This is a genomic window from Arthrobacter sp. MDT1-48-3, assembly GCF_054511015.1.
This window is the reverse complement of sequence record NZ_JBTNDL010000002.1, coordinates 19,601-33,648: the sequence shown is the minus strand read 5'-3', so window position 1 is coordinate 33,648 and position 14,048 is coordinate 19,601. Positions and strand designations below refer to the sequence as shown.

Annotated in this window: 10 protein-coding genes and 1 tRNA gene; 8 read left to right on the top strand and 3 right to left on the bottom strand. The window is 70.7% G+C overall.

Annotated features, from left to right (window positions below; translation table 11 throughout):
- Positions 1–80 precede the first annotated feature (80 nt).
- The gene (locus tag ACX80L_RS05115) at positions 81–896 is read right to left on the bottom strand and encodes a lysophospholipid acyltransferase family protein (protein WP_459288119.1); all 816 of its coding nucleotides are present in this window, start codon (positions 894–896) and stop codon (positions 81–83) included.
- A gap of 226 nt (positions 897–1,122) precedes the next feature.
- Entirely contained in the window at positions 1,123–1,854 is a 732-nt protein-coding gene (locus ACX80L_RS05110) for an alpha/beta fold hydrolase (RefSeq protein WP_133082153.1), read from the bottom strand.
- Positions 1,855–2,007: 153 nt separating this feature from the next.
- Between ACX80L_RS05110 and ACX80L_RS05105 the strand changes: the two genes are divergently transcribed.
- The 6 genes from ACX80L_RS05105 to ACX80L_RS05080 all read left to right on the top strand — a co-directional run bounded on the left by ACX80L_RS05105 (position 2,008) and on the right by ACX80L_RS05080 (position 9,933).
- Complete coding sequence (locus ACX80L_RS05105; protein ID WP_459288116.1) at positions 2,008–3,378, top strand: YibE/F family protein; 1,371 nt, start codon at positions 2,008–2,010, stop codon at positions 3,376–3,378.
- An 86-nt stretch (positions 3,379–3,464) separates the two neighbouring features.
- Positions 3,465–4,706, top strand: coding sequence for a tRNA dihydrouridine synthase DusB (dusB, locus tag ACX80L_RS05100; protein WP_432206126.1), 1,242 nt, complete (start codon positions 3,465–3,467; stop codon positions 4,704–4,706).
- Positions 4,707–4,788: 82 nt separating this feature from the next.
- Positions 4,789–6,069, top strand: a complete 1,281-nt coding sequence (locus ACX80L_RS05095) for a deoxyguanosinetriphosphate triphosphohydrolase (RefSeq protein WP_133082154.1) — start codon at positions 4,789–4,791, stop codon at positions 6,067–6,069.
- Between the two features lie 102 nt (positions 6,070–6,171).
- Entirely contained in the window at positions 6,172–8,145 is a 1,974-nt protein-coding gene (dnaG, locus tag ACX80L_RS05090; protein ID WP_459269234.1) for a DNA primase, read from the top strand.
- Positions 8,146–8,199: 54 nt separating this feature from the next.
- A tRNA-Asn gene (locus tag ACX80L_RS05085) sits at positions 8,200–8,272 on the top strand.
- Between the two features lie 158 nt (positions 8,273–8,430).
- Positions 8,431–9,933 (top strand): DUF2867 domain-containing protein, encoded by a 1,503-nt coding sequence (locus tag ACX80L_RS05080; protein ID WP_133082156.1) that lies wholly within the window; start codon positions 8,431–8,433, stop codon positions 9,931–9,933.
- Between the two features lie 108 nt (positions 9,934–10,041).
- On the opposite strand, the gene ACX80L_RS05075 is transcribed toward ACX80L_RS05080, so the two are convergent.
- The gene (locus ACX80L_RS05075) at positions 10,042–11,271 is read right to left on the bottom strand and encodes a multidrug effflux MFS transporter (protein ID WP_133082157.1); all 1,230 of its coding nucleotides are present in this window, start codon (positions 11,269–11,271) and stop codon (positions 10,042–10,044) included.
- 294 nt (positions 11,272–11,565) lie between these two features.
- On the opposite strand from ACX80L_RS05075, the gene ACX80L_RS05070 reads away from it, so the two are divergent.
- Positions 11,566–12,999, top strand: coding sequence for a sugar porter family MFS transporter (locus tag ACX80L_RS05070; protein ID WP_208740752.1), 1,434 nt, complete (start codon positions 11,566–11,568; stop codon positions 12,997–12,999).
- A 140-nt stretch (positions 13,000–13,139) separates the two neighbouring features.
- The gene (locus ACX80L_RS05065) at positions 13,140–13,949 is read left to right on the top strand and encodes a phage holin family protein (RefSeq protein WP_133082159.1); all 810 of its coding nucleotides are present in this window, start codon (positions 13,140–13,142) and stop codon (positions 13,947–13,949) included.
- The last annotated feature ends 99 nt before the right edge of the window (positions 13,950–14,048 follow it).

Sequence of the window (14,048 nt, the reverse complement as noted above, 5' to 3'; positions counted from 1 at the left end):
GGTGCCACGCGACCGTCCGACGACACGGAGGGCCGCTCCCGGTCCGGCGACCAGGAGCGGCCCTCCGTCGTCCCGCTGCGTCAGCCGCGGTCGTGCCGGCCGGCCTTCCTGTCCGCGATGTCGGCCGCCTCGCGCTCGGCGTCGGTCAGGGCGCTGCCGCCGAGGTGCGCAGGCATCCACCAGGCACCCGGCCCGGGGGTCAGCGGGAAGTCGGCGATGCACGTCGTGATGCCGTCCTGCAGCTCCTGGCGCAGCTTCTCCGTCTCCTCGGCGACGTCGAGCCCGGGCGCATGGTGGATGGCAGGGCCGATGTGGACGCGGACGGGGGACTTCCAGGCCCGACGGACGGAGAAGCCGTGGCCGCGCGTCAGCAGCCTGTGCGCTCCCCACACGGAGATGGGGATGACCGGGACGCCGGCTTCGGCGGCGAGCCGTACGGGGCCGGTCTTGAGCTCGCGGACGGTGTAGCTGCGGGACACACCGGCCTCCGGCAGGACCGCGACGTACTCGCCGGCGCGCAGCTTCGCGAGGGCGTCGTCGTATGCCTGGGCACCCGCCTTCCGGTCCGTGACCACGTGGCCGAGGCCGAACACGAAGGGGCTGACGAACCAGTGGTCCGCCGCACGCTTGGAGATCAGGTACCGCGCCTGGATGCGTGCATGGTTCCACAGGACCAGTTCGGCGAAGGCGAAGTCGAGGTACCCGAAGTGGGTGATCGCGACGACGGCGCCGTGCCCGGGCACCGCCTGACGCGAACGCCCGTCGAGGGGATCGGAGCCCGGCAGGTTCTCGGTGCCGGTGACCCGGACCTGCAGGCGGAGGGCCGCGAAGACGGTCTTACCCGCGTACACCACGAACCGGTACATGCGGTCGCTCTGCCGCGGCTTCCATCCCATGGTCCGTTCCCTCTTCCGGTCGTCGGAGCGAGCGGAAGGGCCCGCTCGTACCGTGTCTGTACCCTTTGTACCCCGCCCGGCCGGACCTACGCCCGCCGGACCGTGCTTTTCCTGGGCGGGGGGCCGGCACCCGGGTCCACGGTCCGCACCCGGACCCGCACCCGGACCCGCGACGGGACCGGTACCGCACCCGGACCCGCGACCGGACCGGTACCGGGCGCGGGACTCAGGCGGTGATGCCGAGCGGATCGGGAGCACGGTAGAGCCGGGCGGATGCCTCGAGCCGGCGAGCATCGACGGCGGCACCTGTGTCGTCGGCGAAGTGGCTGAGGAGGAACGACGTACTCAGGCCGTGCCACACGGGGACGCTGCGCACCATGAAATGGCCTGCTCCGAGCATGCGCACGTAGTGGACGTCCCGGGCCACGCCCTGGGCGCGGCGGGCGAAGGACAGGGACGCCGTCGGACTCGTCCACCGGTCCTGGTCACCGTGCAGGATGAGGACGCTGCGGTCCCGCAGGGGTTCGACGGCGCTGGTCGGTCCGAGCCACGGGGCGAGCGCCGCCACGGCCCGGACCTGCGGATGGCCGGCGGCGGCGATGGCCGTCCGCCCTCCCATCGAGTGGCCGAGCAGGTAGACCGGCACCGACGGATGCGCTGCGGCGATGCGGTCCAGAGCCCAGCGGGCGTCCCCCAGCGCCGACTCGTCCGCGCCGTTCCACCCCCGGACCCGGTTGCGCAGGGCCCAGACGGCCAGGCCATGGACGGATCCCGCCGCTGCGAGCCGTGCCGCGAACGGACGCATCCGCAGGGGGCTGAGGTGCCGGGGCCGTACCGCCTCGAAACTGTCCGCCCGTCCGCCGTGCAGCACCAGCGCGACACCGCGGACGCCGTCGGACGCGCCGCTCACGGTGACGACGGGGTCGGAATCCTCCGCCCGTCCCGCACTCCGTGCCATCCGCCGTGCCATCCGCCGTCCCCTCCGCCCGCAGGCCGTCCGTGCCCCGGCACGTAGAATCCAAGGGCGTGCGCGGCGAGCGCGGCATCCGCCTGCACGCCACCAGCAGGAACCAAGCTACCCGTTCGAACCGATTCCAGCCGAGGGACATCCGTGGGCTCCAGCCACCTCCATACCACCGGGAATGCCGAGCCGTCGGCCTCCGCGATCGCCACGCGGCGGCGGGCGACCCTGCTGCTCTCGGCTCTCCTCGTACCGCTCGGGGTGATCACCCTCATCGCGATGGTGCTGCTCTGGCCGAGCGGAGACCGCACGTCCCTGTCGGTCGCGAACCCGTATGCCACGGCGGAGGGGGTCAGTTTCGACCGCGGGACCGTCCTGGCCGTCCGCGAAGGGGACTGTCCCTCCTCCCGGCCCACCGTGGACGCGGGCGGCACCGCGCAGATCTGCACCATCGCCGACACGCAGCCCGCGCTCGGCGGCGACCTCGTCCCCGTCGAGGTGACGCCGGAGCTGGCGAGGGCCGATGCGGTCGAGGCGGGCGACGAAATCCGCTACCTGAACCTCGCGAACGTCCTCCAGGGCGGAGCCGCACCGTACGTGTTCGTCGACTTCGTCCGCTCGGTGCCGATCGTCGCGCTCGCCGTCGGGTACGCCGTCGTCGTGGTCGCGGTGGCACGCTGGCGCGGCCTGCGAGCCATGATCGGCCTCGTCGGTGCGCTCGTGATCCTCGCGCAGTTCGTCCTGCCCGGGCTCGTCGAGGGCAAGCCGCCCCTGCTGCTCGGGCTCGTGGGATCCGTGGTGATCATGTACGGCGTGCTCTACTTCGCGCACGGCGTCTCCGCCCGGACCTCCACGGCGCTGCTCGGGACGGTCTTCGGCCTCGGTGTCACCGCGGCCCTCGCCGCCTGGACCACGGACGCCGCCCACCTGACGGGTGTGGGGGACGAGAACGCGTACACGCTCGTCAACGCGTCCGACGAGCTGTCCATCTCCTCGATCATCCTGTGCGGCCTGATCATCTCGGGCCTCGGAGTGCTCAACGACGTCACCATCACGCAGTCCTCCTCCGTGTGGGAGCTCCACGAGCTCGCGCCGAACACCTCCGGGCGCCGCCTCTTCGCCTCCGCCATGAGGATCGGACGCGACCACATCGCCTCGACGGTCTACACGATCGCGTTCGCCTACGCCGGGGCGGCGCTGCCCGTTCTGATCCTCGTCTCCCTCTACGACCGTGCCCTCCTCGACACCCTCACCAGTGGCGAACTGGCGGAAGAAGTGGCGCGCACCCTGGTGGGCTCGATCGGTCTCGTCCTCGCCATCCCGCTCACCACCGCGATCGCGGTGCTGGTGGTGAAGGCGGTCGGGCCGAGGACGGCGGGTGGTGGATCGGGCGACGGCCCGGCCGGGAGCGGGACGACGCCGGCGGTCCTCGCGGCGGGAGCGGGGACGCTGCCGCCGGGCGGGCGCCTCGTGGGGCTCGGCGAGCGGAGTGCCCGCCGGGCGGCGGAGCAGGACGCATGACGAACGCCTGGCGGAAGGCCGCCCGGGAGCGCAGGCGCACAGCGGACACCGCCACCGGATTTGCGGCGCCTTGCGACAATGGAGGGGTGACCGCAGTAACCACCCTCCCCGTCCCCTCCGGCGATCCCGGCTACGGCGACCCCGCGGCTGCGCTGCCCGAGGCAGCCGACGGCGCCCTGAAGCTCGACCTGCCCCCGCTCGCCCTGGGCGGCATCACCGTGGACACGCCGGTGATCCTCGCCCCGATGGCAGGCATCACCAACAAGGCGTTCCGCCGGCTGTGCCGCGAGTACGGCGGCGGGCTCTACGTGTCCGAGATGGTGACCTCCCGCGCGCTCGTGGAGCGCAGCCCGGAGTCGATGCGCATCATCTCGCACGACGACGACGAGAAGGTGCGCTCGGTGCAGCTGTACGGCGTCGACCCGAAGACCGTGGGGGCCGCGGTGCGACTCCTGGTCGAGGAGGACCGCGCCGACCACATCGACCTCAACTTCGGCTGCCCCGTCCCGAAGGTCACCCGCAAGGGCGGGGGAGCGGCCCTGCCCTGGAAGCTCGACCTCTTCACGGGCATCGTGCAGACCGCCGTGCGGGAGGCGTCGAAGGGGAACGTGCCCCTCACCATCAAGATGCGCAAGGGCATCGACGAGGACCACCTGACGTTCCGCGAGGCCGGCAGGATCGCCCGGGACAGCGGCGTCGCCGCCGTCGCCCTGCATGGGCGCACCGCGTCCCAGTTCTACTCGGGCAAGGCCGACTGGAACGCGATCGCCGAGCTGCGCGAGGCCCTGCCGGACATCCCCGTCCTCGGCAACGGGGACATCTGGAGTGCCGAGGACGCCGTGCGCATGGTGCGGCAGACCGGCGTCGACGGCGTCGTCATCGGACGCGGCTGCCAGGGCCGTCCGTGGCTCTTCGGCGACCTCCGCCACGCCTTCGAGGGCAGCGCGGACCGGTACCGGCCGGGGCTGGGGCAGGTCGCGGACACCGTCTACCGGCACGCGGAGCTCCTCGTGGAGACCTTCGGCAGCGAGATGATGGGGCTGCGGGACATCCGCAAGCACATGGCCTGGTACTTCAAGGGCTACGTCGTGGGTGGGGAACTGCGCGCCAAGCTGGCCACGGTGCCCACCCTCGAGGTCCTGCGCGGACTGCTCGACGAGCTCGACAAGGATTCGCCGTACCCGGGCCCGGACGCCGAGGGGCCCCGCGGCCGCGCAGGGTCCCCGAAGAGGACCGCGCTGCCCGAGCACTGGCTCGACGGCCGCGTCCTGGACGCAGCACAGCAGGCCGACATCGCCGCCGCCGAGGTGGACGTCTCCGGCGGCTGATCCGGGCTCCCGCCCGCCCCGCCCGATCCACAACGGCGCACGCCCGCGGGCCACTTCCCGATCGTTGCGCTAGAAAGGCATCATGAGCTTCCCCGAACAGCACGCCACCGGCTACGCCGTCGCCGACACCGCGCGGTGGGTGGAGGAGCCGCCCAAGAGCTCGCACCGGACCGACTTCGAACGGGACCGTGCCCGCGTGCTGCACTCCTCGGCGCTGCGCCGCCTCGGTGCCAAGACACAGGTGGTCGCTCCGGACACCGACGACTTCGTGCGCACGCGCCTGACCCATTCCCTCGAGGTCGCGCAGGTCGGCCGCGAGCTCGGCAGGACCCTGGGGTGCGACCCCGACATCGTGGACACCGCGTGCCTGGCCCACGATCTCGGGCACCCGCCCTTCGGCCACAACGGGGAGTCCGCCCTCAACGACATCGCCCACGGCATCGGCGGGTTCGAGGGCAACGCCCAGACCCTGCGCCTCCTCACACGCCTCGAGCCGAAGGTCCTCGCGCCCGACGGTGGCCCGGCGGGCCTCAACCTGACCCGGGCCAGCCTGGACGCCTCCTGCAAGTACCCGTGGGCCGCCTCGTCGGCACCCGTGATCGGGGGCCAGCGCACCACCAAGTTCGGTGCGTACGACGACGACCTGCCGGTCTTCGAGTGGCTGCGCCACGGTGCCCCCGAGGGCCGGTCGTGCCTCGAGGCGCAGGTCATGGACCTCGCCGACGACATCTCCTACTCCGTGCACGACGTCGAGGACGCGATCGTCGCCGGGCACCTGCAGCTGAAGTGGATGGACAGCGCGGACGCCCGCGCCCGCGTGGTGGGCTACACCCAGCAGTGGTACCTCCCCGGCAGTGACCCGGCGGCCGTCGACGCGGCGCTGGCACGCCTGGAACGGACGCCCGTCTGGGTCCGCGAGGCGGACGGCACACGGCGGTCGATGGCTGCCCTGAAGAACATGACCAGCCAGTTGATCGGCCGCTTCTGCCAGAGCGCCATGCAGTCCACGCGCTCCATCTACGGACCGGATCCGCTGACCCGCTACAACGCGGAGATGGTGGTGCCGGAGGAGACCATCATGGAGATCGCCGTGATGAAGGGCCTCGCGACGACCTACGTCATGACCACCGACCACCGCCAGCCGCTGTACGAGCGCCAGCGGGAGATCCTCGCGTCCCTCGTCGCGCAGATCCACGCCGACGGCGACCGCTCCCTCGAGCCGATGTTCGCGGCCGACTGGCGCGGTGCACCGGACGACGACGCCCGCCTGCGCGTCGTCATCGACCAGGTGGCCTCCCTGACGGACGCCTCGGCGCTCGGCCTGCACGAGCGCATCGTCGGCCCGGTCCCGGCCCTCTGGTAGGCGGGGCAGGGGCCGCGCTGCGACCGGGACGCGGCGAGGCGTTGCGCACGTCCCCTCCCGTGCCGGTCAGGGTGTCGGTGGGGCGGGCCTAAACTGGGTTCCATGGCCGGACTCATCAAGCGGGAAGACATCGATGAGGTACGCCAGCGCACCGACATCAAGGAAGTGGTCGACGCCTACGTCACCCTGAAGTCCGCGGGGATCGGCTCGTGGAAGGGGCTGTGTCCCTTCCACGACGAGCGGTCCCCGTCCTTCCACGTCCGTCCGCAGATGGGTTCCTACCACTGCTTCGGCTGTGGTGAGGGCGGCGACGTCATCTCCTTCGTGCAGAAGCTGGACCACACGTCCTTCAGCGAGACCGTCGAGAAGCTCGCCGCACGCATCGGCTTCGAACTGCACTACGAGGACGGCGGCACCGGGCCCCGCCGCGAGGATGTGGGCAGGCGGCAGCGACTGCTCGACGCCCATAAGATCGCGGCGGAGTTCTACCGCGACCAGCTCCTCACCCCGGCGGCCGCCACGGCCCGGCAGTTCCTGCAGGAGCGCGGTTTCGACCGCGCTGCCGCGGAGCAGTTCGGCGTCGGCTACGCGCCGCAGGGGTGGGACACGCTCCTGAACCACCTCACCGGGCGGGGCTTCACCCTCGACGAGCTGAAGCTGACCGGCATGTTCAGCGCTTCCTCGAGCAATCCCGGCCGGTTCTACGACCGCTTCCGCGGACGCCTCATCTGGCCGATCCGCGACATCACCGGTGACACCGTCGGGTTCGGGGCGCGGAAGCTCTACGAGGACGACCAGGGGCCGAAGTACCTCAACACCCCCGAGACCTCCCTCTACAAGAAGTCCCAGGTGCTGTACGGCATCGACCTCGCCAAGCGGGAGATCGCCAAGAACCGGCAGCTCGTCGTCGTCGAGGGGTACACCGACGTCATGGCATGCCACCTGGCCGGGGTCGCCACCGCCGTCGCGACCTGCGGCACGGCCTTCGGCACCGACCACATCAAGATCGCCCGCAGGCTCCTGTCCGACGACGGCACCGGGGGCGAGGTGATCTTCACCTTCGACGGCGATGCGGCGGGCCAGAAGGCCGCGCTGCGTGCGTTCGAGGAGGACCAGCGGTTCAACTCCCAGACCTACGTCGCCGTGGAGGCGTCCGGAGCCGACCCGTGCGAGCTGCGGCAGACCCGCGGCGACGACGCCGTGCGCGCCCTCATCGCCGACCGCCGTCCCCTGTTCGAGTTCGCCATCAAGGCGTCCTTCGGGAACTTCGACCTCTCCTCGGGCGAGGGCCAGGTGAAGGCCCTGCGCCATGCCGCCCCGATCGTCGCCCAGATCCGCGACGTGTCGCTGCGGTCCACGTACACCCGTGAGCTCTCGCGCTGGCTCGGCATGCAGTACGTCGGCGAGGACCAGGTGGCCCGTGCTGTGGCCGCCGCGGCGCGCCGCGAGGGCAGCTCCGGGCACACGTCCAACGGCCGTCAGCAGGGCCAGCAGGGGAACCCCGGGCAGCAGGGCGGTGCGGGGTCCGGGCCGACGGACCCCGCCGGCGCCGCGTCGGGGTCCCCCGCGTCCGTGGCGTCCGCCACCCCGGGCGAGCCGTACTTCGAGCGGCCCGATCCGCGGGATCCCATCGCCCGGATGGAGCGGGAGGCGCTCGAGGTGGTGCTCCAGCAACCCACCCTCCTCACTGCGGCGCAGTGGGAGAGCTTCTCCACGTCCCGCTTCACCGTCCCGGTCTACGAGGCGCTGCACAACGCGGTCCTCGCGGCGGGGGCGGCGGGTGCGGAGCTGTCGCGATGGGTGGAATCCGTGCGGGAGGGCGTCCCGGACGTCCTGCGTCCCCTCGTCAGCGAGCTGGCCGTCCGGCCCCTGCCGGCGAAGGACGCCGACGCCATGGTGATGTACTGCCGCGACATCCTGAACCGGCTGACCGAGCTGCGGATCACGCAGCAGAAGGCCGAGAAGCTCGGGCAGCTCCAGCGCATGGATCCCGCGGCCGACCCGGCCCTCTACAACCAGCTGCAACGCGATCTGATGGAGCTCGAGATGCAGCGGCGGCAGCTCCGCGAGGAGTGAGCCGGCCCCGATTTCACTTCCCCCCGGAAGCTATGTAAAGTAGTACTCGCGCTTTCCTCCGTAGCTCAATTGGCAGAGCATTCGACTGTTAATCGAAGGGTTACTGGTTCAAGTCCAGTCGGAGGAGCAAATATGCCCCTGACCTGTGGAAACACGGGTCAGGGGCATTCTTCTTGCCCGCCCGCCCGTGGCGCGCGGACACGACCTGTCGCAGAGGCGGCCGGGCGTGGACCCCTACGGGCTACCGGCCAGGAGGCTGTCAGGGGGCGAGCGTAGGCTGTGCCCATGGACAACGCGGGCAAGCTCATCCTGGTCACCGGAGCAACGGGATACATCGGCGGGCGGCTCGTCACCAAACTCGTCGCCGAGGGGCGCCGCGTGCGCGTGATCGTCCGGTCGCCACAGAAGCTCAAGGACGTCCCCTGGGCCGGCTCCGTGGACATCGTGCAGGGCGACCTGCAGGACGTCGACACCATGCGGCAGGCGAGCCAGGGCGTGGACACCCTCTACTACCTGGTCCACTCGATGGGCTCGGGGCGGAACTTCGACCGGCGTGAGGCCGACATCGCGGCCACGGTCGCCCGAGCGGCCACCGAGGCCGGTGTCCGTCGCATCGTCTACCTCGGCGGCCTGCACCCCGACGGCGTCGAGCTGTCCACCCACATGCGCTCGCGCACCCAGGTGGGCAGGATCCTCCTCGAGTCCGGCACACCGACCGTCGCCTTCCAGGCCGGTGTCGTCATCGGGTCCGGCTCGGCGTCCTTCGAGATGATCCGCCACCTCTCCGACGTCCTGCCCGTGATGCCCGCGCCGAAGTGGGTCCTGAACCACATCGAGCCGATCGCGGTCCGCGACGTCATCCACTACCTCGTCGGCGCACTCGACCTCGCCGAGGACCTGAACCGGACGTTCGACATCGGGTCACGGGAGGTCCTGACCTACGCCGAGATGATGAACCAGTACGCGGAGGCCGCAGGACTGCCGCGCCGGAAGATCCTGGCCCTGCCGGTCCTCACGCCGCGCCTCGCCGGACACTGGGTGAACCTCGTCACGCCCATCCCGCGCGCCATGGCCATGCCGCTCATCGAGTCGCTGCAGCACGACGCCGTCACCGCCGAACACGACATCGACCGGTACATCGGCGTCCCCGAGGGCGGTCTGACCGGGTACCGCCGGTCGGTGGACCTCGCGCTCGGCAAGATGCGCGGGGGAGAGGTGGAGACGAGCTGGGCCGGCGCCTCGCAGATCGACACCGAGGCGGACCCCCTGCCCTCGGACCCCCAGTGGGCAGGCCACACGGTCTTCACGGATGTCCAGACCTACAGCTCCACGGCCTCCCCGCAGCAGCTGTGGAGCGTCGTCGAGGGTATCGGCGGTGAGAACGGCTGGTACTCCTGGCCGGTCGGCTGGGCGGCGCGCGGCTGGATGGACAAGCTCGCCGGCGGCGTGGGCCTGCGGCGTGGCCGACGCGACGCGAAGGAACTCCTCACCGGGGAGGCGCTCGACTTCTGGCGGGTGGAGGAACTCGTCCGGGGCGAGCGGCTCCGGCTCCGCGCCGAGATGAAGGTCCCCGGCCGTGCCTGGCTGGAGTTCCGGGTGGCGCCGGACGGTTCCGGCAGTTCCTACTACCAGCGGGCGGTCTTCTTCCCGCAGGGCCTCTCGGGCAGGCTCTACTGGCTCGCGGTACTGCCGTTCCACGGCTTCATCTTCACGGCGATGGCCCGGAACATCGCCAAGGCGGCAGAGGCACTGCCTGCGGACGCGGAACCGGAGTCCGCAGCGGCCTGACCGCCTCCTCCCGCCCTGTGCGCAGGCTGCAGGAGGGCGGCGGCGTTCCGTGCCCTGCAGGCGTCCTCCGCACGATGCGGGCGCCACAGCGCGACGCATCGGCCGGCGTCACTGCAGGGCCGGCACCGTCCTCGGGCGGACGACGACCCAGAGGAACGTCACGGCGAGGGCGATGCAGGCGGCCATGACCAGCGCCATCGGCGTGGCCGACTCGATGCCCTCGCCCAGCAGGCCGACGAGGGGGGAGATGACGCCCGCCGTCCCGAAGGTCACCGCGCCGAGCAGCGAGGCGGCCGTCCCGGCCTGGGCCCCGTTGTTGATGAGTGCGAGGACCTGGACGCAGGGGAAGATGAAGCCCGTCGCCATGATGTAGAACCAGAGCGGGAGCGCCGTGCCCCAGAACCCGAGGCCCAACTGGTCGAAGGCGATGATGAGCAGCGCCATGACCAGCTGAACCACGGTGGCCATGGCGATGACCCACTGCGGACCGACGCGCCTGAGGACGCGCGAGCTGATCTGGACGCCCGCCACGATACCCAGGGAGTTGATCGCGAACAGCAGGCCGTACTGCTGCTCGTTCAGCCCGTACGGCCCCTGGAAGAGGAACGGCGACGCGGACAGGTAGGAGAAGAGCCCGGAGAAGTTCATGCCGCCGACCAGCAGGATGCCGATGAAGATCCGGTCGCCGAGCACCGCGCGGTAGCGCTGCACGACCGTGAGCCCGGACCGCCGGCGGTTCTCCCGGGGCAGGGTCTCGATGATGAACAGCGACACCGCGAGGATCACGAGCACGCCGTAGCACGCGAGGAACCAGAAGATGCCGGGCCAGGGGAACAGCAGGAGAAGCTGCGAGCCGATCACCGGGGCGAAGATGGGAGCCATCCCGTTGACGAGTGCCATGTAGGAAAGCATCCGCACCAGGGTGTAGCCGCCGAAGAGGTCCCGCACCATGGCCATCGCCACCACGCCGCCGCCTGCCGCGCCGATGCCCTGCAGCACGCGGAACACCATCAGCATGGTGATGTCCTCGGAGGACGCCGCACCGATGGAGGCTCCGACGTGGAGCGTGGTCGCGAGGATGAGCGGGAGGCGCCGGCCGATCTTGTCGCTGAGGGGGCCCACGAGGAGCTGGCCGCCGGCGAAACCGATGATCGTCCCGGTGAGGGTCAGCTGGACCGCGGCCTCGGAGACGCCGAGGTCGGACCGCAGCGCGGGGAAGGCGGGGAGGTAGAGGTCGATCGTGAAGGGGCCGAGGGCCGTCAGGGTGCCGAGGATGAAGACGTAGATGATCTTCTCGCGGCGGGAGAGGGTGTCGCCGGGGTGGGAAATGGTGCTCAAGATGCTGCCTAACGGAACGGGACGTGCTGCCGGGTGACGAGGACGTGATGGTGCGGGGACGGCATCGACCGCGGCGGCGGCCCGGCGACGACGGCGGAGCGGCCCTGCTGTGCGACCAGCCTCCCGGAAGGGGAGTATTTGGTTGCTGCGGCGAATCAATGACCCTGCCATCCTATGCCGCCCGTCAACCCTCCGGGCAGGAGGCGGGCCCGTACGAGCGCTGGCGAATCGCTGCTAAGCACGCTTCGGATTGACGTAGGGTGAGGAGGACGGAACGAGCAGGGAGAACGGAACATGAGCGCGAACGACACCGGCCAGGACACAGGGCAGTCACCACGGCACCTCGCACGGGTCATCGGGATCACGGTCGCGGCCGCCGTCGGAGGGCTCCTGTTCGGCTTCGACACGGCCGTCATCAACGGTGCGGTGGACTCCATCCAGGCCGACTTCGACCTGAGCGCCAGTGTCCTCGGCTTCACGGTGGCCATCACGCTGCTCGGCTGCGCTGCCGGCGCCTGGTTCGCCGGAGGCCTCGCCGACCGGTGGGGCCGGAAGAAGGTCATGGTCGCGGCGGCCATCCTCTTCGCGGTCAACTCCGCCGGTTCGGCCTACGCCTTCTCCGAATGGGACCTCATGGCCTGGCGCCTCGTCGGCGGCCTCGCGATCGGCATCGCCTCGGTGATCGTCCCCGGCTACATCGCGGAGATCGCACCCTCCAAGTGGCGGGGCGGACTGGCATCGGTGCAGCAGCTGGCCATCACGATCGGCATCTTCGCGGCCCTGCTGTCCGACGCCTCGCTCGCGAACGCTGCCGGAGGCGCGGGTGGCGAACTCTGGTGGGGACTGTCCGCCTGGCGCTGGATGCTGCTGGTCGGCGTCGTACCGGCGGTCGTCTACGGGGTCCTGGCACTGATCATCCCCGAATCCCCCCAGTTCCTCATCCGGGCCGGTCGGGACGAGGAGGCCGCGCGCATCCTGTCGCGGGTCTCCGGAGTCGGGGACACCACCGGCAAGATCCGGCAGATCAGGGAGAGCTTCGAGCGCGAGGACCGGGCGAGCTACCGCGACCTCCGCGGGCCGGCCTTCGGCCTGCAGCCCATCCTGTGGATCGGCATGGCCATCGCGGCACTGCAGCAGCTGGTGGGCATCAACGCGATCTTCTACTACTCGACGACGCTCTGGAAGTCGGTCGGCTTCAGCGAGGGCGACTCCTTCACGACGTCCGTGATCACCTCGATCATCAACGTCGCCATGACCTTCGTCGCGATCTTCTTCGTCGACCGCGTCGGACGGCGGAGACTGCTCCTCATCGGTTCGGTCGGCATGGCCGTCGGGCTCCTCGCCGCGACTCTCGCCTTTTTGCAGGCCGACGGATCCGGCGAGGACATCACGCTCCCCGGCGCCTGGGGGCCCATCGCGCTCGTCGGCGCGAACCTCTTCGTCATCTTCTTCGCGGCCACGTGGGGCCCGGTCATGTGGGTCACCCTCGGCGAGATGTTCCCGAACCGCATCCGGTCGATCGCGCTGGGCGTCGCCACGATGGTCAACTGGGTCTTCAACTTCATCGTCACCCTGACCTTCCCGTGGGTCAGCGAGAACCTCGGCCTCTGGACGATGTACGCGGCGTTCACGGTCTTCGCAATCCTCTCCTTCGTCTTCGTCCGGACCAGGCTCCCCGAGTTCGCCGGCAAGGACCTCGAGGACAACGCGGAGCTGACGTCCGCCTGACGGCGCCGGCACTAGCGCACCGGGAGCCCTGCGGTCCCGCATCAGCAGGGCCGCCGGGTGGCGGAACCCGGGCAGCCGCCCGGTGGTAATTTTGGTTCAGCGAATTTCCAGCAAGATCCACACGAATGGAGGCAGGGCCTATGAACAGCTCGGCTAGTACGCGCGGCAAGCGGTCCACGGGCTCGCTCTCGCTGTTTGGACTCCTCAGGCTCCTGGCACGCCTGACGCCGCGACAGGTCAGCGACGAGTTCTCGATCGCACTCGAGCAAATGAAGCAGAAGGGGATCAAGGCGGGAATCGCCGCCGCGTTCCTCGTGGTCGCACTCGTCCTCGTCCTGTTCTTCGCCGTCGCACTCGTCGTCGCCGCCATCATGGGCCTCGCGGAGATCATGCCGGCCTGGCTGGCCGCCCTGCTGGTGGCCCTGCTGTTCCTCGTGCTCGCCGGCATCCTCGCCCTGATCGGTGTGTCGCGCCTGAAGAAGCAGCTCCCGCTGGTGCCGCAGGACGCCATCCGCGGCATCCGCTACGATCTCGGCGTGCTGAAGGAGGGCCGCAGCTTCGACCCCGCGACCCTGGACGTCAAGAAGCCGAAGGACGACACGTCGGGCAAGGACGATGTCGCCAAGGACACCAAGCCCAAGGAGCCGACGCCGTCGTACGAGGAACTGCGCGGCCGCTCGGGCGAGCGCCGCACCCACATCGCCGAGGCGCGGGATTCCCTCGGCGCCCGCGTGGACATCGCGTCACGTTTCGGCAAGGGCAGGCACCGCTCGCCCCAGAGCGGTGCGGCATCGGACGGCTCGAAGGGCGACGGAGCGGTCGCCGCCGTCGCGGTGCGCCGCGACGTGCCCCACAACACGAGCCTCGCCGACCGCTGGAAGCCGCTGAGCGTCCTCGCCGCCTCCGTCGCGGCCCTGCTCGTGCTGCTGCGCAGGCTCCTCAGCAGGTAGTACCAGGCAGATCCGACGGCGGCCGCCCGCCCGTGATCCGACCCGCAGCACGCGGGGAGAGTCGCAGGAGAGCGGCCGCCGGCCTGCATAATGGGGTGG